The following is an 18,650-nucleotide window of genomic DNA, read 5'->3' as shown; positions in this document are numbered from 1 at the left end:
TGCATAGAAGGAGTCTCCGGGCGCCATGACGCCCCCGGAAGGAATCACACCGTTCTCCGTCTTCTCGTAACGGGAAGCATCCGGCGGACAAACCTGCACGACATACCAAACGGGCCCTACCAGCACAAAATACCTTTAACCATACAGAAGCTTGATTCTGTATGGTATAAAACATGACTGTTTCAATGTCTGCCCAACCGGCGGCGGCCGGCTCCCGCCGCAGGATCAGGTTCTGATCCTGCGGCCGTTCCGGCGCCTGACGCGGTCCGGATCACCTCCTGCCGCTGAGCGCTCTCGAGCCGAGTGATCTCCACACTCAAGGCGAGAAACATTGTCCGTAATGTTCCTTATCGGCCTTGTCGATCGACCTGCTGCGGCGACAAGAACCGCTGGTGAAGTTGCTCGATGAACGCCCTGCGGACGGCGAGGTGACCGCCCTCCACGCCCCGTCCCCTTCCATGGCGGCGGTCTACAGCAGCGGCGGGAGGATGAGCAGGTCGTCGCTTCCGTGCTCGAGTCGTGAGGTGACGTCGATGACGCCTTCGAGCCGGTGGATCGCCTGGATGAGCCGGACGGCCTGTGAGCGGTGTTCGACCTTGCCTTCGAGTGTCACCACGCCGTTCTCGACGCCGATCGTCACGTCGGTTCCGGTCAGGTCGCGGGCGACGGCTTCGGCCTCGGCCCGTAGTTCGGCCTCGGGGCGGTCGAAGACGCGCAGCAGGTCCGACCGGTGCAGGATGCCGGCGATGCGGCCGGTCACCGGGTCGATCACCGGGAGTTGTTCGATCTTCTTGTCGTGCATGAGCCGCGCCGCGTCCCGGGCGGGCATGCCCGGGGTGACGGTGATGGCGGGTGAGGTCATCAGGTTCTTCGCCATGACCGCTGCGGCCTTCTCGTGTTCGCGGCGGCGGGCGGCGCTCTCGAAGATCGAGGTGCTGTGGCGCGTCGTGTCGCTCTCCTTGAGCAGCAGGTCGTCCTGGGACACCACCCCGATCGGACGGCGGTCCAGGTCGATGACCGTCACCGCGCCCACGGCGTAGCGCCGCATCACGTCCACGATGTCGGCGAAGCCCGCGTCCTGTCGCACGGCGATGGCGGTGCGCCCCATCACGTCACTCACTTTGATCGGCATCTTCTTCCTCCGTTCCCGTGATTGCTTTGGGTGTTCCTATGAGCGGACGACCGCCACGGCGCAGTGCGCGTGGTGCAGGACGCCCCGGCTGACCGAGCCCAGCAGCAGCGAGCTGAGGGCGCCGCGACCATGGGAGCCGACGACGATCAGGTCGCTGCCGGTGGAGGCCTTGGTGAGCGCTTCGACAGGGTGCGCGCACCGGATGTCCTCGATGAGGCTCACCTCGGGGTACTTCTGCTGCCAGGTGGCGAGCCTGTCGGCCACGACGGCGTACTGGGCGATGCGGATCTCGTCCATGTCGTAGGTGATCTCGGGGGCGTAGGCGTGCACGGGCAGCTGCCAGGCGTAGATCGCGCGCAGTGTGCAGCCGCGCAGCTTCGCCTGTTCGAAGGCGTAGGCGAGGGCGGGGTCGCAGGCGTCGGAGCCGTCGACGCCGACCGTGATCTCGCCATGTGCCGGTGCCTGAGCGGGGCGGACCACGACGACCGGGCAGTGCGTGTGCCCGGCGACGTGCATGCTGACGGAACCGATGACGGCTCCGGCGAAGCCACCGAGGCCTCGGTGGCCGATGACGATCTCCGTAGCCTGCTGTCCCTGGTCACGCAGGACCACTGGGGGCAGGCCCTCGACCGGAGCGGTGCTCACCTCGATGGCGGGTTGCCGGGTGCGCGCCGTCGCCTCGGCCTCGTCCAGTATCTTGCGGGCGTCCCTGGTCATCAGGTCCTCTCCGTTGGGGGCGACGAACCTGGAGAGGTCGTTCGGCCAGCGGTGCACGGCGGTGACGATGCGCAGCGGCAGGCCCGTACGAGCGGCGTCGTCGGCGGCCCATTCGACGGCGGCGGTCGCGCCGGTGGAGCCGTCGGTTCCGGCGATGATCAGAGCAGACATGATTGTTCTCCCTTCCTTTCCCATCAGACCTCGCCGGAAGGCCGGGCCCCAGGGCCACAGGTCCTGATCCCGCCGCGGGAGGACAGGGTCTTTCGCCCTTCGCCGTGATCATGTCCTGCGGGGGTGGGGCGATCACCGGCCCGAGAGCCATGGCGTGCTCTTCGGTGCTGCGCAGATCGCCTGTCCTGGCCTACGGTGGCGATCATGAGTCTGCGTTCCTCTGGTGAGGGCTTGCCCGTCCCGACTCCAGAAGTCGAGCGGAAGGAGACGTTCGATCTCGCCGGTTATGTTCAGCGGGTCAAGGGCGGCCCTTGCTTCGTCTGCGCCATTGTGGCGGGCGCCCCCGGTTATGACTTCGAACAGATCATCTTCGAGGACGAGCAGCACGTCGCCTTCCTGGACCGCTACCCCACGATGCCCGGCAAGGTCCTGGTGGCTCCCAAAGCCCATGTCGAGCATGTGGTCCGTGACCTCAAGGAGGAGGCGTATCTCCAGTTGATGCGGACGGTTCGCCGGGTCGCTCTGGTCGTCGAGGCGGTTGTTCCCTCCGAGCGGACCTATCTGCTTTCGCTGGGCAGTCAGCAGGGCAACATCCATCTTCACTGGCACATCGCCCCGCTGCCGCCCGGAACTCCTTATGCGAAGCAGCAGCATCATGCCCTGATGACCGAGAACGGTGTGATTCCCTGGTCCGCGCAGCAGGCCTTTGATCTCGCCGAACGTCTTCGTGCGGCCTTGGCCGAGGCGGGCGCGGATGGGTGACCTTCATCAGGTGCCGGTGTACTCCCCGGCGGGCGCAAGCGTTTGCGTGGATGGCGGTCTTCGGCTGGTGCGGGTTTCCGGAGTCCCTGAAGGCGGACGCCCGTGACGGACCTCGATCAGAGGCTCGCGTGGTCGTGCCTGGGTTTCGCTTCCGGCGCGCGGTGTCACCATCCTGCTGGCTTGTACGGTTTTTCCCCCTTTTTTTGCCTGGAGGAGATGGCGGTTCGCACCTGACACCAAAGGTATGCACTCTATAGAGTGAACGTATGCATATTAAGGATAAGCGGACCAGCTTCTCTCACACCAAGGAGCAGGCGGCCCAGCTCAAGGAGGCCGCCGACGAGTACGGCGTCACCGTATCGGCCTATATCGGCGAAGCCGTCACCGAGAAACTCCAGCGTGACCGCCGCATGGCCGCCTGGCGGCAACTCGTCGGCCACGACCTCGACGACTCCCCCGGCGACGTCCTCGCCCGTGTCCGCGCCATGTTCGACCGGATCGAGGAGAGCCACCGTCCGTGAGGTTCTTCGACACCGGTCTCGTTCTGGACCACTCGGCCCTCAACGACTGGCTGAGCAAGGACATCGAGATCGAAGTGATCATCGGCGAGGCCATCCGTCGCGGGTACCCGATCGTCGTGTCCGCCGTAGCGGCCGCCGAGGCCTCCCGTCAGGCGCTCACCGTTCCAGCTCGCGAGCGTCTGCACGGCCTTCTCTACTTGATCGCCCAGCATGTCGACGGGCTCGACGCCGACGGTGCCCTCATCATCGGCGGCCTGGCGGCCGAGCGCGAGGTCGTCTCCCTTGCCGCCGCCCACACCGCCCACTCGGCCTCCACGCGGGTCGCCGAGATCGGCAATGTCACCGACTGGCGCATCATCGCCCGTGACGCGGAGCCCTATCGGCGGTTGTGCCCGCGCATCCCGGTCAGCTGGCCGTAGCGGGCGTGGGAAGGCGGTGAGAGGCTCCGCTCCCCCGATCTCCGCTCCGGGCTCTCGGCGAAAGGCCGCGTGGGCGCTGCCCTGCTCGGTCTTCTGTGAGGGGCGGCCCGGGTGCGGGCGTTCGTTTACCGTGGGGATGGACATGATCGGTGATCTGGCGGGCAGGGCGGGCGCGGCGGTGTTCTTCCGCGTCGCCGTTTCGTGGCCTCGTCCTTACCGGTGCCGGTGCGAGGCGAGTGGCCGTTTCAGGGCGGCCTGGGCGCGAAAGGGGTGTTGTCGGGGTCATGCGGCCGGCTGATCTGAACCGTCTCAGTGTGGGTGAGTGCGCCGACCGTTATGTGGAGCTGGTGCGGGCCAGGACTCTGACCGGTGCGTTGTCGATGTCGACGGCGGAGGTGTACGCGCGTGATGTGACCACTTTTGTGCAGTTGGTTGGCGAGGAGGTGGTTTTGGATGATCTGACGGGTGAGGAGGTGGACGCCGTTCTGCTGGCCTTCGCGCGCAAGCCGGACGGGCGGCGGCGCTCGCAGCCGGAGGCGGCCTCGGGGGCGTTGCAGTCGGCCTCCTCGCAGGCGCGGTTTCGGCGGTCGGTGTCGGCGCTGTTCAAGCACGCGGTGCTGGTCGGGTGGGTGCAGGTCAATCCGATGGCGACGGCGACGGTCACGGCCAGGGAGCGCGGGGGGCTGCGGCCGGAGCGGCGGGCGCTGACCCGTGAGCAGGCGCAGGGGCTCATCGGTGCGGCGCGTGACCTGGGCGGCGGGCCGCAGGGTGTGGCGGCGAAGGAGACGGCCGGCTCGGGGCGCAGGCGTCGTCGTGACCAGAACACCGAGCTGCGCGACGGGCTGATCGTGCTGATGCTGTCGACGATGGGGCCGCGGGTGTCGGAGCTGGTGCGGGCCAATGTGGAGGACTTCTACACCAACGACGGGGTGCGTTACTGGCGGATCTTCGGTAAGGGCGGCCGGACGCGGGACGTGCCGCTGCCCGGTGATGTGGCGCTGGCGCTGGAGGCCTATCTGGCACGGGGGCGGATCGCCTCCCCCGACAAGGCGTTGCTGCTGTCGTGGCGGGGCCGGCGTCTGGCGCGCGGGGACGTGCAGGCGGTGATCGACCGGGTGCAGCGGGGGGTGGATCCCGATCGGCGTCGTTCGGTGACGCCGCACGGGTTACGGCACACCACGGCCACTCATCTGCTGGCCGACGCGGTGGACATGGACGCGGTGCGGCGGGTTCTGGGACACAGTGATCTGGCGACGCTGGGGCGTTACCGCGATGAGCTGCCCGGGGAGCTGGAGGTGGCGATGCGTTCGCATCCGTTGCTGCGCGGCCCGGCCGGCCGCGGCGCGAGTGCGTCGGGATCGGTCTCCGCCGAGGGGGTGGGGAGGTCCGGGCCCGCGGCGCCGGCGTAGCCGGTCGGGCGGGGTCAGGCGGCGCGTTCGCCGGCGCACATCTCGGCCAGGACGTCCAGGGAGACATTGAGGACGGCGGCGAGTGCGGCGATGGTGAAGAAGGCCGGGGTGGGGATGCGGCCTGTCTCGATCTTGCGGAGGGTTTCGGCGGACAGGCCCGCGGCGGCGGCGACTTCGGTCATGCTGCGGGTGCCGCGTGCCTGGCGCAGGAGCGTGCCCAGGCGGTGGCCTCGTTCGCGGTCAAGTTCGGTCAGCGGGGATCGCACCATGCGCATGATCCTAGCAAGCGTGATAATAATACCGCTACAAGTGTTGGGGCGATCAGGGATGTGACGCATGGTGGAGATCAAGACCGTGGCCGAGCTGGACGCGATGCGCGAGGCCGGCCGGGTGGTGGCGCTGGCGCTGGAGGCGGTGCGCGAGCACGCGCGGGTGGGTGTCGGCCTGCTGGAGCTGGACGAGGTGGCCGCGGCCGTCATCTCCGGTGCGGGCGCCAAGTCGGCGTTCCTGGGCTACAAGCCCGGTTTCGCGCCGACTCCGTTTCCCGCGGTGATCTGCGCCTCGGTCAACAACGTGATCGTGCACGGCATCCCCGACGGCTATCGGCTGCGCCCCGGTGACCTGCTGAGCGTCGACTGCGGCGTCTATCTGGACGGGTGGGCCGGGGATGCGGCGATCAGCTTCACCGTCGGTCCGCCCCGTCCCGGTGACCTGGAGTTGATCGCGGTGACCGGTGCCGCGTTGGGGGCCGCGATCGCCGCGTGCGTGCCGGGCGGGCGCCTGGGGGACATCGGCCACGCGGTGCACGCGGCGGGGCGGGCGGCCGGGTACGGCATCCCCGAGGACTTCGGCGGTCACGGCATCGGCCGGGCCATGCACGAGGACCCGCACGTGCCCAACCGGGGACGTGCCGGACGGGGCCTGGTGCTGCGGCCCGGCCTGGTGCTCGCGATCGAGCCGATGTTCGTCGCCGGGGGCGGCGACGGCTACCTGACCGCCCCCGACGGCTGGGCGCTGTCCAGCGTCGACGGCAGCCGGGCCGCGCACGTGGAGCACACGGTGGCCGTCACCACCGACGGGCCGCGCGTGCTGACCCTGCCCTGAGGGCGCGGGCGTACGGCGTCGCTGTCTGATCGATGTCGGTTTGCCCCTGCCCTGCCCTGCCCTGCCCGGTGCGGTGCGGTGCGGTGCGGTGCGGGCGACGCTAGCGGGCGGGTACGGCGGAGAACTCCCCGAGGCCGTCTTCCAGGTCTTCGCGCTGGTCGAACTGGGTGCGATACAGCTGCGCGTAGCGGCCGCCGGCGGCCAGCAGCTCGGTGTGCGTGCCGCGCTCGGCGACGCGCCCGTCCTCGATGACCAGGATCAGGTCCGCGGCGCGGACCGTCGACAGCCGGTGGGCGATGACCAGCGCGGTCCGTCCGGCCAGTGCCTCGGCCAGGGCTTCTTGCACCGCGACCTCGGAGGTGGAGTCCAGGTGCGCGGTGGCCTCGTCCAGCACCACCAGCTGCGGCCGGGCCAGCAGCAGCCTGGCGATGGTCAGCCGCTGGCGCTCCCCGCCGGACAGGCGGTAGCCGCGTTCGCCGACCACGGTGTCCAGGCCCTCGGGCAGCGCCGCGACCAGTTCGGCCAGCCGGGCGCGCCGCAGTACCTCCCACAGTTCCCCGGGCTCGGCGTCCGGCCGGGCCAGCAGCAGGTTGGCCCGGATCGAGTCGTGAAACAGGTGCCCGTCCTGGGTCACCATGCCCAGTGTCCGGCGGATCGAGGCCGCCGACAGCTCGCGTACGTCCACTCCCGACAGCCGTACCGCGCCGCTGTCGACGTCGTACAGGCGGGCCAGCAGCTGCGCGATCGTCGACTTGCCGGCTCCGGAGGAGCCCACCAGCGCGACCAGCTGCCCGGCCTCGGCGCGGAAGGACACCGCGTGCAGCACCTCCTCGCCGCCGCGCGCGTCCAGGGCGGCGACCTCCTCCAGGGAGGCCAGCGACACCTTCTCGGCCGAGGGGTAGGCGAAGGTGACCTGGTCGAACTCCACGCTCACCGGTCCGTCGGGCACCGCCTTGGCGTTCGGCCTGTCGGTGATGAGGGGGCGCAGGTCGAGGATCTCAAAGACCCGCTCGAAGCTGACCAGGGCGCTCATCACCTCCACCCGGGCGCCGGCCAGTGCCGTCAGCGGCGCGTACAGGCGGGTCAGCAGCAGTGCCAGCGCCACCACCGCGCCCGGCTCCAGTTGCCGGTTCAGCGCGTAGAAGCCACCCAGGCCGTACACCAGGGCCAATGCCAGCGCCGAGACCAGGGTGAGGGCGGTGACGAACACCGAGCGCACCATCGCGGTGCGTACCCCGATGTCGCGTACCCGTCGTGCCCGTGCCAGGAACTCGGCCGACTCCCTGTCGGGGCGGCCGAACAGTTTGACCAAGGTGGCGCCGGGCGCGGAGAAGCGCTCGGTCATCTGCGTGCTCATCGCCGCGTTGTGGTCGGCGGCCTCGCGTTCCAGCTGGGCCAGCCGGGCGCCGACGCGCCGGGCCGGCAGCACGAACACCGGCAGCAGCACCAGTGCCAGCGCGGTCAGCCGCCAGGAGATGCCGATCATCACCGCCAGGGTCAGGGTGAGGGTGACCAGGTTGCCCACGACCCCCGACAGGGTGTCACTGAAGGCGCGCTGGGCGCCGATGACGTCGCTGTTGAGCCGGCTGACCAGTGCGCCGGTGCGGGTGCGGGTGAAGAAGGCGACCGGCATGCGCTGGACGTGGTCGAAGACGGCGCCGCGTAGCCGCAGGATCAGTCCCTCGCCGATGTTCGCCGACATCCATCTGGTCACCAGGCCCAGCGCCGCCTCGGCCAGCGCGATCACCGCGATCAGCCCGGCGAGCCCTGCCACGGCGCCCGTCGCGGCGCCGCTGACGATCGCGTCGATCACCTGCCCGGCCAGCACCGGGGTGGCCACCGTCAGCACCGCCGAGACGACGCTCAGCGGCAGGAACCAGGCCAGCAGGGTGCGGTGCGGGCGGGCGAAGGCGGCGATGCGCCGCAGCGTGGCGGCCGAGAACGGCCGCCGGTCGCGCTGGGCGTTCATCGCGCCGTACAGCGAATGCCAGGCGGCCATTTCCATGCTCATCACACATCACCGTGCTTTCCGGGTTCCTGGTCTCCCGCGCTCTTGGGGTGAGAACAGCGGCGCGGTCACGGCACGACCCTAAAAGCTGAACTTAAGTTGAGGTCAAGAGGCGTTGTCTTCCGGGCTCTTTCGGCGCCCCTGTGCTTCCCCGGCGCTCCCCCGGCGCGCCGACCGGCCCTGCACCCCCCTAGGCTGAAGAGCATTGTCCGATCCGCACGGATATCCCAGTTTTGATTCCCCTCTTGGGAGAGGTGTACTTCGTCGTGCCGACTCTGCCGCTCACCCTGCGTCTGTTCCGTTACGTGGCCTTCGCCGAGGCGTGTTCGTGGACGGGACTGCTCATCGGCATGTACTTCAAGCACGTGGCCGCCACCGGCGACCTCGGGGTGAAGATCTTCGGGCCGGTGCACGGCGCCCTGTTCGCGCTCTACCTGGTCGCGCTGCTGCTCGCCGCCCGCCAGGCCCGCTGGAGCCTGGGCACACTCGTCACCGGCCTGGTGTGCGCGGTGCCGCCGCTGGCCACGCTGTGGTTCGAGCGGCGGATGTTCTCCCGCCGCGAACCGGCCACCGTCTGATCTGCGCTGCCTGATCTGCGCTGCCTGATCTGCGCTGCCTGGCCTACAGGTCCAAGATGGCGCGGGTGGCCGCCCGGCAGCGCCGCGGATCGGCCAGCAGGTCGGCGCAGTCGCCGAACTGGTCGACCGACCCCACCGGAGGCAGCGCCCGCACCCGGGCGTCGGTGATGGCGCCGCCGAGGGCGTCGGCGAACCGGCCGGCGTCGATGACCTGGAAGGGCCGCCGATGGTAGGACCGCAGGCTCCCCTCCAGCGCCGGACCCACCCCCATCCGGTTGTACAGAGCCGCCACCCGCCGGTAGACCATCCCCAGGTGCTCCTCGCGCTCCCGCCACCCGCCGGCCGCCACCGCCGCCGACAGCGCCTCCGCGAGCTCGGCCGTACCCGACAGGCGCGCAAAGGCACTGCCCAGCCATTTGGCGTACGGCGGGTAGCGGCGGCGCAGCAGCAGCACCAGGCGCATCAGATCGCGGGCCAGGCCGGCGGTGACCAGCGCCGAGCCCAGATCGTCGCCGACCTCCCCGCACCGCCCGGGGAAGGCCTCCTGCTGAGCCAGGCGCCGCCACTGCCCGGCCAGCACGTAGCGTTCCAGATCCGGCGGGTACCAGCGCAGCACGGCACGGGCGCGTTCCAGGACATCCAGGCCGTCGTGGAAGACCTCCCCGCAGGTGACCTCCGCCAGCCTCTGCCAGGGGGTCGACAGCCAGTCCAGCATGCTCACCCCCCGCAGCGGGTCGAAACCGAGCCGCCCGGTGAACCAGGACGCCGCGTCACCGACGTGCACACCGTGCCCACCGGGCCCACCGGCACCGGTCACGGCGGTGGGGTAGCCGCGAAAAACCTCCGGCAGGCCGCCGTCGACGGCGCGCCGGACCTGCTCGATCCGGTGCTCCTCGACGAAGAGGACCACCCGAGGACCCCAGTCATGGTCGGTGGAGCGTTCGGTGTCGAACGCCAGCACCTCAGAACCGGCGCCGACCAGCGCGGCACTGTGCGGCACCTCGGCCACGATCGGCCGCACGACCTGGGTGTAGAAAGTACGAGAAAGCTCCAGACCAGGTATGAAACCAGACATCATTTCGTCCACTCTGCCTGCCACGACCTCGCCCCGCACCAGGTTTTCCGGCCCCCGCCCGAGGGCCGGGCTCAGGCACCGCCCAAAGCCGCGGCGGCCAGCGGGCGAAGGCGCAGGCCCAGCCGCCCGTACAGGGCGAGAGCGGTGTGGTTGGCGGTGTCGACCATCAGCGCGGCACGGCCGCGCGAGGTAAGCAGGTCACCCAGCGCCAAGCGGCACACCGCCTCGCCGTACCCCGCGCCGCGGCGGCACGCGGCGGTGGCGACCCCGGCGACGAAACCCACCTGCGGGCAGGACCAGGCGTCGGCGGCCACCGCGACCAGGACACCGTCCTGGTCGCGCACACCCGCCCAGCGGCGTACGCCGGCCACCCCGGGCGCCGCCCACGAGGAGGGCGCCGCGGCCGCGAGCAGGGCGCTCACCTCCCCCTCCTCCTCCGGGCCCAGCCACCGCGCCCGCCCCGGCCCCGCGTTGAGGACGGGGCTGAGCCGGCGGGTGTCCATCCACTCGAAGGTGCCCAGCAGACGCAGCCCCGGTGAGCGGGCGACCACCTGCTCCACCAGTGCCCGGCTGCCCACCACCCGGTAGGAGGGGCCAAGGCGCCCCAGCGCCCACTGCGCCAGCGCGGCCACCTGCTCAGGCTCGCCGCACACCGTCAGGCGGTCGCGGCGGTTGAGATCGGGACAGGCCACCGCGACCGCCTCCCCCAGCGCCCAGGCCCGCACGCCCCGCACCATCCCCTGGGCACCCCACAGCACGAGCGGGTCACCGGCGCAGGCCTCGGCCACCTCGGCCACCTCGCGCAGTACCCTCGGCACCCCCGGCGCGCTGCTCAGAGGATCGCCCCAGGCCGGTAGGCGGCCGCCTGCGGATAGCGGGCCACGACCTCCTGCACCCGGGCCACGACCGCCGCCACCTGGGAGGTGGCCGCACCGGTGAAGGAGATCGGCTCGCCCAGCAGGCCCTCCAGCGCCGCCCCATCCAGTGGGAAACGCTCGTCGGCCGCCAGGCGGGCGAGCAGCTCGTTGCCGCCGGCGCCCTCGCGCATGGCCAGCGCCGAGGCCACCGCGTGCTCCTTGATCAGCTCATGGGCGCTCTCACGGCCCAGCCCCGCCCGCACCGCGGCCATCAACATCTTCGTGGTGGACAGGAACGGCAGGTAACGCTCCAGCTCGGCGGCGATCACCGCGGGGAAGGCGCCGAACTCCCCCAACACCGTCAACATGGTCTCCACCAGCCCGTCGAACGCGAAGAACGCGTCCGGCAGCGCCACCCGACGCACCACCGAACACGACACATCACCCTCGTTCCACTGGTCGCCCGCCAGTTCCCCGGCCATCGACGCATACCCGCGCAGGATCACCGTCAGCCCGTTGACCCGCTCACACGAGCGGGTGTTCATCTTGTGCGGCATCGCCGAGGAACCGACCTGCCCCTGGGCGAACCCCTCGGTGACCAGCTCGTGCCCGGCCATCAGCCGGATCGTCTTGGCCAGCGAGGAGGGCGCCGCGGCCAGCTGCACCAGCGCGGTGAGCACCTCGTAGTCCAGCGAGCGCGGATACACCTGCCCCACACTGGTCAGCCGGTGGGCGAACCCCAGGTGCGCGGCCACCTCGTCCTCCAGCGCGACCGCCTTGGCCGCGTCCCCGCCCAGCAGGTCCAGCATGTCCTGGGCGGTGCCGACCGGTCCCTTGACACCGCGCAACGGGTAACGGCCGATCAGCTCCTCCAGCCGGGCGAACGCCACCAGCAGTTCGTCGGCGGCCGAGGCGAAACGCTTGCCCAGCGTCGTGGACTGCGCGGCCACGTTGTGCGAGCGCCCGGTCATCACCAGCTGTGAGTGCTCGGCCGCCAGCCCCGCCAGCCCCGCCAGCAGCGCCACGCACCGGTCCCGCACCAGCACCAGGCTGTCGCGGATCTGCAACTGCTCGACGTTCTCGGTCAAATCCCGCGACGTCATGCCCTTGTGCACCTGCTCGTGCCCGGCCAGCGCGTTGAACTCCTCGATGCGGGCCTTGACGTCATGGCGGGTGACGCGCTCGCGGGCGGCGATCGACTCCAGGTCGACGTGCTCGACGACCTTCTCGTAGTCGGCCACCGCCTCGGGCGGGACATCCACCCCCAGCCGGGCCTGCGCGGCCAGCACGGCCAGCCACAGGCGCCGCTCGGCCACCACCTTGTACTCGGCAGACCACAGGCGGGCCAGTTGCGGTGAGGCGTAGCGGGTGGCAAGGACATTGGGGATACGCGGCTTGGCAGTCACGTTGCGTCAGTATATTCCGCCCGCCCCGCCCACCCCGCCCAGGGGTTCGCAGCCGGACGGGCCGGGAACGCGAAAAAGCCGGTCGTCGCGCGGTGCGCACCGCGCGACGACCGGCTCACAGGGTTTGCCCGGAACCTACTCCCCAGGACCTGCTCCAGGGTTCACTGCCTGCTCGGCGCCAGCTCGTCCTTGTCGTAGACCTTCAGCTCCGGCCGCGAGTTCCCTTCCCTGGGGGTACGCCGCAGCCGCTCCTTGAGCCGCTCCACCATCACATACAGGGTCGGCACCAGCACCAGCGTCAGCAGCGTCGACGACAGCAGCCCGCCGATCACCACGATCGCCAGCGGCTGGGAGATGAACCCACCCGAACCGGTCAGCCCCAATGCCATCGGAATCAACGCGAAGATCGTCGCCACCGCGGTCATCAGGATCGGCCGCAGCCGCCGCCGACCCCCCTCGACCACCGCCTCCACGATGCCCATGCCCTGCTCGCGGTACTGGTTGATCAGGTCGATCAGCACGATGGCGTTGGTCACCACGATACCGATCAGCATCAGCATGCCGATCAGGGCCGGCACGCCCAGCGGCGTGCCCGTGGCCAGCAGCAGCCCGATCGCACCGGTCGCCGCGAACGGCACCGACACCAGCAGGATCAACGGCTGCACGAAACTCCGGAACGTCGCCACCATGATCATGAAAACGATCGCGATCGCCGCGAGCATCGCCAGCCCCAGCTGCCCGAACGCCTCGGCCTGGTCGGCGCTGACCCCGCCCACGGTGAAGCTCGCCCCCGCGGGCATCGCCAGCTTGTCCAGCCTCGCGGTCAGCTCGGTGCTCACCGCGCCCAGGTCACTGCCAACAGCCGTGCCCGACACCGTCGCGCTGCGCGCACCGTCGATCCGGGTCACCTGCGTGGGACCGTCGACCTTGGAGACCTCGGCCACCTGCGACAGCCTGACCATGCCCGCCGCCGTCGGCAGCGTCAGCGCGCGCACCGCCTTGAGGTCCTCGGGAACCTCACCGGCCCGCAGCACCACCGCACCGGCACGCCCGTCCAGCGTCAGCTCGCCCAGCGACATCCCGCGGAACCGCTGCGCGACCAACTGCCCGATCTGCGTCTCGGTCAGTCCCCTGGCCGCGGCCTTCTGGCGGTCGACCCGCACCTCGATGCGCTGCGCACCGGCCTCCAGGTTCGAGCTCACGTCCCGCAGCTCGCCCAGGTCCGCCATCGCCGCACGCACCGTCTCGGTCGCGGTGCGCAGCGTCGTCACATCCGGCGCCTGCACGATCACCTGCAACTGATCGGTCGAACCGCCGCCGGGGGCACCCTGAGCGCCGCCCACGGTGATCTCCCCGACGTCGGAGAGCCCCTTCAGCCGCTCACGCAGCGTGTCCTGCAACGCCTCGGCGTCGGCACCCTCCTCGATCGTCAGCGAGTAGGAGGCCCGGTCGCCGCCGCCACCGCCGGTCAGCCCCTGGAGCCCACCGCCGGCACCCACGTTCACCTGATAGCCGTCCACCGCCTTCAGCGACCTCAGAACCTCCTCGACCTTCTTGGCCGCGGCGTCCGTCGTCGCCAGATCCGTACCCGCGGGCATCCGCTGGCTGATCGAGACCGTGTCCTGCCCCGAGGAGTCGATGAAGTTGGTCTCCAGCCGGCCGGCCAGCCCCATCGTCGCGGCGAACACCACCACCCCCACCAGCAGCGTCACCAGCCGCCGCCGGGTGGCGAAACGCAGCACCGGCAGGTAGGCCCGCTGCAACGGGCTGCGCAGCTCCTTGGCCTCGGCCTCCTCGCGCACCGCCCGCGCCTGCTCGGGCGAGAGCACCGGCGTCTTCAGGAACCAGTAGGCCAGCACCGGCACCACGGTCAGCGACACCAGCAGCGACGCCAGCAGCGCCACGCTCACCGTGATCGCGAACGGTGCGAACAGCTGCCCCACCATGCCGCCCACCACCGCGATCGGCACGAACACCGCGACGGTCGTCAAAGTCGAGGCCGTCACCGCGCCGCTGACCTCACGTACCCCCTCCAGCACCGCCTTGCGCTTGGCCTCGCCGTAGCCGAGATGACGCTTGATGTTCTCAAGCACCACGATCGAGTCGTCGACCACCCGGCCCACCGCGATCGTCAGCGCGCCCAGCGTCAGCATGTTCAGCGAGTAGTCACCCACCCACAGTGCGATCAGCGCGATGATCACCGACAGCGGGATGGAGGCCGCCGTCACCAGTGTCGAGCGCACCGACAGCAAAAAGACCAAGATGACCAGCACCGCGAACGCCAGCCCCAGCAACCCCTCGGTCGTCAGGTCGTGGATCGACCGCTCCACGTAAGGCGCCTGGTCGAAGACCACCGTCACCTGCGAGGAGTCACCGATCGCCCGCACGAAGCCCGGGATCTTCTCGCGCACCGCGTGCGAGATCGCCACCGCGTTGCCGTCCGGCTTCATCGTCACCACCACGCCCAGGCTCGGCTGCCCGTTGGTGCGCGTCAGCGAGGTGCCCTCGGCCAGCGACCGCTCCACCGTGGCCACCTCGCCCAGCCGCACCGGCTGGGGGGCCGGCGCCGGACGCTGGGCCTGAGCCTGCCGGCCCTGCGTGCCCTGCTGGGCACCTCCCGGCCGCGCCTGCGCCGGTGCCTGCGCGGGAACCTGCGCCGGCACCGCGGGGGTCAGGTAGAGGTCCTTCAGCTCCTGCAGAGTCGAGACCCGCGCGCCGACCTGCACCGTCAGCGACGCCTTGTCCTCGGTCAGGCTGCCCGCGGGAATCGGCTGCCCGTTGGCGCGCAGCAGGTCGGCCACCGCCGTGGGCGCCAGACCCAGCAGCGCCAGCTTCCCAAGGTCCGGAGTGATCGTCACCACCTCGTCGCGGGTGCCCGTCACCGCCGCCTCGCGCACTCCCTCGATGCCCTGCAGCTCCGGCACCACCAGCCGCTGCAGCCGCTCGGCCATGACCCGCTGGTCGCCGCCGTCGCCCACCGCCAGCTGCACCACCGGAATGTCGTCGGTCCCGCCCGTCAGCACCTGCGGGTCGACCTCCGCCGGCAGCTGCGTTTTGATCCGCGACAGCGCCTGCTGCATCTTCGAGACCGCGGCGTCGATGTCGGTGCCGTACTCGAACGCCACCTGGATCTGCGCCATCCCCTCCCGAGACGTCGAGGTCACCTCCGTGACGCCCTCCAGCCCCTGGAAACTGTTCTCGATCGGCTCGGTGACCTGCTCCTCGACGATCTCGGGAGAGGCGCCCAGGTAGGGGGCCACCACGAACGCCCCCGGGAAGGAGAGCGAGGGCAGCAGTTGTTGCTTCAACGACGGGATCGCGAAGACACCGAACGCGCTGAGCACCAGCGCGATCAGTATGACGAGGCTACGGTTGGCGAGGCTCAACCTGGCCAAGGAGGTCATGGGGGCGGGACTCCTCAATGGATGTCACAACAAGATTCGCCCCAGACTAACACTTCGCCTTATGCGAATATTTAAGGAAGCTTACCGTTCCTGATAACCTTCTCAGGAAGCGAGAGGTGAGCGTGAACGACAACCGCGAACGACTGATCGACCAGATCGGTGCCATCCAGCGCGACCTGGGACGACTGTTCGCCCAGCACCGCCCCTCCTCGCCCCTCTTCGACTCCAACCTGACCATGCGCCAGCTCAAGGTCGTCATCTTCCTGTCCTGCCAGGACTCCGCCTCCGGCCAGGACCTCGCCGGCCACCTCGGCGTCGGCCTCGGCACCGTCACCGGCATCGTCGACCGCCTCGTCGCCCACGGCCTCGTCGACCGCCGCGAGGACCCCCACGACCGCCGGGTACGGCGCGTCGGACTCACCCCCGCCGGCCTGGCCCTGACCGAACAGATCGCCGACGCCGGCTTCGCCGACTTCCGCCGCATCCTGTATCACCTCGACACCGCCACCCTGCGCGACCTGTCCAACGTCATGGAGAAGATCCAACAGGCCGCCTCCACCCTGCACGACCACCCCGCACACGAAAAGGTAGGACGATAGGTTTCATTGCTGTGACCACACCCATCAACGACCTCTTCCGCCTCACCGGCCGCACCGCCCTCGTCACCGGCGGCAGCTCCGGCATCGGACGCACCATCGCCCACACCCTCGGCCACGCCGGCGCGGCCGTCGTCATCGTCGCCCGCCGCACCGAACAACTCACCCGCACCCTCGACGAACTCCACGACCAGGCCATCAACGCCGCCGCCATCAGCGCAGACCTCGCCGACCCCGCCGACATCACCCGCATCCGCGACCAGGCCCCCACCCTCTTCGGCGACATCGACATCCTGGTCAACAACGCCGGCAACAACATCCGCCACCCCATGGCAGAGCTCACCGACGACGACTACCACCAGACCATGGCCGTCAACATCACCGCCCCCTACCTCCTCGGCCAGCACTTCGGCCCACGAATGGCCCAGCGCGGCTGGGGACGCATCATCAACCTCGGCTCCCAGCAATCCCACAAAGCCTTCGGCGACAGCGGCGCCTACGGCATCTCCAAAGCCGCCATCACCGGCCTCACCCGCTCCCAGGCCGAAGCCTGGTCCCCCCACGGCGTCTGCGCCAACACCATCATCCCCGGCTTCGTCCTCACCCCCCTCACCGAACCCGCCCAGGCCATCCCCGGCCGCGTCGAAGCACTCGCCGCCCGCTCCATGATCGGCCGCAACGCCACCCCCGCCGACTTCGCCGGCCTCACCCTCCTCCTCGCCTCCGACGCCGGCGCCTACATCACCGGCCAGGCCATCTGCGTCGACGGCGGCTTCTCCGTCCACTGAGCCACCCACCGAGCCACCACCGGCCACGCCATAGCGACCCCTGCCATGCCCCAAGCCATCAAAACCGCCCCCAGGCCGAGGTCGCACGGCCCGGCACCGAGGAGACCGGCGCGCCGCCCCTGCCGCAGCAGAGGATGGAACACCAGGCCACGTCGCCGACCGGGACGACCCCGCCCGTGCTACCGCCCGCCGTGACCAGGACGGCGCTCACGGACCTCCCCGCACCCCCAGGCCTAGCACTAACACCCACGAGCAGAATCCCAACCCCAACCCGGCAAAACCCACATACACCATCAGCCCGCACATCACCCACCATGATTGAATAACGCCCCGGATCCCAAACACACCCGGGGACGCTCATGACCACCACACACCGGCACCCCACCAACGCCCGACGAGCCGTCTCCTACTTCTTCATCCTCCTCGGCACCGTCTCCGGAGCCTGGGCCGCCCGCATCCCCGCCATCAAACACACCCTCGACCTCAGCGACGGCCAGCTCAGCTACGGACTCCTCGCCATCGCCATCGGACTCATCACCGGCATGCGCTTCGCCGGACACCTCACCGACCGCCTCGGCAGCGCCCGCCTCATCACCCCCGCCGCCATCGCCACCTCACTGACCGTCATCCCCCCCGGCTACGCCACCACCCTCCCCGCCCTCATCGCCACCCTCTTCCTCTTCGGCCTCGTCAACGCCTCCCTCGACGTCTCCATGAACGCCCACGGCGTCGAAGTCGAACGCGCCTACGGCCGCCCCATCATGTCCTCCTTCCACGGCATGTTCAGCATCGGCGGACTCATCGGCGCAGGCATCGGCGGACTCTTCGCCTGGCTCGACCTCAGCGCCGCCGCCACCCTCACCGCCGTCGGCATCCCCCTCGCCCTCGCCTCCCTGTACGCCCGGCGCCACCTCCTCCCCACCACCCCACCCCCGGCCACCCACACCACCACCCCACGCCGCGCCCCATGGACCAACTGGATCATCCTCATGGGAATCGTGGCCTTCGCCGGACTCGTCGGAGAGGGCGCCGCCAACGACTGGACCGCCGTCTACCTCTTCCAGAACCTCGGCGCCCCCCAAGCCGTCGCCGCCGCCGGATTCGCCGTCTTCTCAACCGCCATGACCATCGGCCGCTTCGCGGGAGACCACCTCGCCCAACGGTTCGGCCCGGTGCACCTGGTCCGCTACTCCGGGCTCGTCGCCGCCCTCGGCCTCGGCACCGCCCTGCTCGTCGGCCAGACCCTCGTCGCCTTCGTGGGATTCGCCCTGTTCGGTCTGGGCCTGGCCACCATCGTCCCCCAGGTCTTCTCCGCGGCGGGAAACCACGACCCGGCCCGTGCCGGGCAGGCCATCGCCCAAGTGGCCACCGTCGGTTACGCCGGGCTCGTCGCCGGCCCCGCCATCATCGGCGGCGCCGCCGAACTCATCGGCCTGCCCGCCGCTCTGGGGATTCCCGTCCTGCTCGCGGCGTTCATGGCGGCCTCCGCCGGAGCACTACGTCACCCGCAACCGTCATGATCGGTGAACAGGACGCCCCTTGTCTCCTGGAGAGAGTCTTTAGTCCACTTGTAAATGATCTTGATACGAAGCGGATGCCTTTACAATGTAGATTTATAAGAGAGGCCCGAGTCCGTACGACCACCGGTGCCGGTACACCTTCGCCCGCCGGCGCTCCACCGGAAGCCGCGAGACCGACCCCGT

The 18,650-nt window shown here is 70.1% G+C and carries 18 protein-coding genes; 9 read left to right on the top strand and 9 right to left on the bottom strand.

Annotated features, from left to right (window positions below; translation table 11 throughout):
• Window positions 1-469: 469 nt before the first annotated feature.
• A complete protein-coding gene (locus ACFQVD_RS08200; RefSeq protein WP_343966261.1) occupies window positions 470-1,132 on the bottom strand; it encodes a CBS domain-containing protein in 663 nt (220 codons plus the stop codon).
• Between the two features lie 36 nt (window positions 1,133-1,168).
• The gene (locus ACFQVD_RS08195; RefSeq protein WP_343966259.1) at window positions 1,169-2,020 is read right to left on the bottom strand and encodes a universal stress protein; all 852 of its coding nucleotides are present in this window, start codon (window positions 2,018-2,020) and stop codon (window positions 1,169-1,171) included.
• Between the two features lie 204 nt (window positions 2,021-2,224).
• Between ACFQVD_RS08195 and ACFQVD_RS08190 the strand changes: the two genes are divergently transcribed.
• The 4 genes from ACFQVD_RS08190 (at window position 2,225) to ACFQVD_RS08175 (ending at window position 5,131) form a co-directional block, all read left to right on the top strand.
• Complete coding sequence (locus tag ACFQVD_RS08190) at window positions 2,225-2,782, top strand: HIT family protein (protein ID WP_343966257.1); 558 nt, start codon at window positions 2,225-2,227, stop codon at window positions 2,780-2,782.
• A gap of 266 nt (window positions 2,783-3,048) precedes the next feature.
• Window positions 3,049-3,303 carry a hypothetical protein gene (locus ACFQVD_RS08185; RefSeq protein WP_343966255.1) on the top strand — a complete coding sequence of 85 codons (255 nt, stop codon included), beginning with the start codon at window positions 3,049-3,051 and terminating at the stop codon, window positions 3,301-3,303.
• On the top strand, window positions 3,300-3,722 hold the full coding sequence (locus ACFQVD_RS08180; protein WP_343966252.1) for a hypothetical protein: 423 nt from the start codon (window positions 3,300-3,302) through the stop codon (window positions 3,720-3,722). Before ACFQVD_RS08185 ends, ACFQVD_RS08180 begins: the two co-directional genes overlap by 4 nt.
• A 443-nt stretch (window positions 3,723-4,165) precedes the next feature.
• Window positions 4,166-5,131 carry a tyrosine-type recombinase/integrase gene (locus ACFQVD_RS08175; protein WP_343966328.1) on the top strand — a complete coding sequence of 322 codons (966 nt, stop codon included), beginning with the start codon at window positions 4,166-4,168 and terminating at the stop codon, window positions 5,129-5,131.
• 14 nt (window positions 5,132-5,145) lie between these two features.
• Here the strand turns inward: ACFQVD_RS08175 and ACFQVD_RS08170 are convergent, their stop codons facing one another.
• Window positions 5,146-5,400: a helix-turn-helix domain-containing protein gene (locus ACFQVD_RS08170; protein ID WP_343966250.1), complete on the bottom strand. Its 255-nt coding sequence runs from the start codon at window positions 5,398-5,400 to the stop codon at window positions 5,146-5,148.
• Between the two features lie 67 nt (window positions 5,401-5,467).
• Here ACFQVD_RS08170 and map point away from each other — a divergent pair, with 67 nt between their 5' ends.
• The gene (gene map, locus ACFQVD_RS08165) at window positions 5,468-6,235 is read left to right on the top strand and encodes a type I methionyl aminopeptidase (protein ID WP_343966247.1); all 768 of its coding nucleotides are present in this window, start codon (window positions 5,468-5,470) and stop codon (window positions 6,233-6,235) included.
• Between the two features lie 100 nt (window positions 6,236-6,335).
• Here map and ACFQVD_RS08160 read toward each other — a convergent pair whose 3' ends face one another.
• Window positions 6,336-8,246 (bottom strand): ABC transporter ATP-binding protein, encoded by a 1,911-nt coding sequence (locus ACFQVD_RS08160; RefSeq protein WP_343966245.1) that lies wholly within the window; start codon window positions 8,244-8,246, stop codon window positions 6,336-6,338.
• A 263-nt stretch (window positions 8,247-8,509) separates the two neighbouring features.
• Between ACFQVD_RS08160 and ACFQVD_RS08155 the strand changes: the two genes are divergently transcribed.
• Window positions 8,510-8,821 carry a DUF3817 domain-containing protein gene (locus ACFQVD_RS08155; RefSeq protein WP_343966243.1) on the top strand — a complete coding sequence of 104 codons (312 nt, stop codon included), beginning with the start codon at window positions 8,510-8,512 and terminating at the stop codon, window positions 8,819-8,821.
• A gap of 43 nt (window positions 8,822-8,864) precedes the next feature.
• Here ACFQVD_RS08155 and ACFQVD_RS08150 read toward each other — a convergent pair whose 3' ends face one another.
• From ACFQVD_RS08150 to ACFQVD_RS08135, 4 genes are all read right to left on the bottom strand, one after another.
• Window positions 8,865-9,842 carry a DUF4037 domain-containing protein gene (locus ACFQVD_RS08150; RefSeq protein WP_343966241.1) on the bottom strand — a complete coding sequence of 326 codons (978 nt, stop codon included), beginning with the start codon at window positions 9,840-9,842 and terminating at the stop codon, window positions 8,865-8,867.
• A 125-nt stretch (window positions 9,843-9,967) separates the two neighbouring features.
• Window positions 9,968-10,714, bottom strand: coding sequence for a GNAT family N-acetyltransferase (locus ACFQVD_RS08145; RefSeq protein WP_343966239.1), 747 nt, complete (start codon window positions 10,712-10,714; stop codon window positions 9,968-9,970).
• A gap of 14 nt (window positions 10,715-10,728) precedes the next feature.
• Window positions 10,729-12,159, bottom strand: coding sequence for an adenylosuccinate lyase (gene purB / locus ACFQVD_RS08140; RefSeq protein ID WP_343966237.1), 1,431 nt, complete (start codon window positions 12,157-12,159; stop codon window positions 10,729-10,731).
• A 161-nt stretch (window positions 12,160-12,320) separates the two neighbouring features.
• Window positions 12,321-15,563 (bottom strand): efflux RND transporter permease subunit, encoded by a 3,243-nt coding sequence (locus tag ACFQVD_RS08135; RefSeq protein ID WP_343966235.1) that lies wholly within the window; start codon window positions 15,561-15,563, stop codon window positions 12,321-12,323.
• A gap of 116 nt (window positions 15,564-15,679) precedes the next feature.
• Here ACFQVD_RS08135 and ACFQVD_RS08130 point away from each other — a divergent pair, with 116 nt between their 5' ends.
• Both ACFQVD_RS08130 and ACFQVD_RS08125 read left to right on the top strand, forming a co-directional pair.
• Window positions 15,680-16,162, top strand: a complete 483-nt coding sequence (locus ACFQVD_RS08130; RefSeq protein WP_343966233.1) for a MarR family winged helix-turn-helix transcriptional regulator — start codon at window positions 15,680-15,682, stop codon at window positions 16,160-16,162.
• An 11-nt stretch (window positions 16,163-16,173) separates the two neighbouring features.
• Window positions 16,174-16,947, top strand: a complete 774-nt coding sequence (locus tag ACFQVD_RS08125) for an SDR family NAD(P)-dependent oxidoreductase (RefSeq protein WP_343966230.1) — start codon at window positions 16,174-16,176, stop codon at window positions 16,945-16,947.
• A 58-nt stretch (window positions 16,948-17,005) separates the two neighbouring features.
• On the opposite strand, the gene ACFQVD_RS08120 is transcribed toward ACFQVD_RS08125, so the two are convergent.
• Window positions 17,006-17,158, bottom strand: coding sequence for a hypothetical protein (locus ACFQVD_RS08120; protein WP_343966228.1), 153 nt, complete (start codon window positions 17,156-17,158; stop codon window positions 17,006-17,008).
• A gap of 148 nt (window positions 17,159-17,306) precedes the next feature.
• On the opposite strand from ACFQVD_RS08120, the gene ACFQVD_RS08115 reads away from it, so the two are divergent.
• A complete protein-coding gene (locus ACFQVD_RS08115; protein WP_343966226.1) occupies window positions 17,307-18,467 on the top strand; it encodes an MFS transporter in 1,161 nt (386 codons plus the stop codon).
• The last annotated feature ends 183 nt before the right edge of the window (window positions 18,468-18,650 follow it).

It is taken from the genome of Streptosporangium amethystogenes subsp. fukuiense (assembly GCF_042665875.1).
Taxonomy (GTDB): Bacteria; Actinomycetota; Actinomycetes; order Streptosporangiales; family Streptosporangiaceae; genus Streptosporangium; species Streptosporangium fukuiense.
The sequence above is the reverse complement of the archived record's forward strand: the minus strand, read 5'-3'. Positions and strand labels throughout refer to the sequence as shown.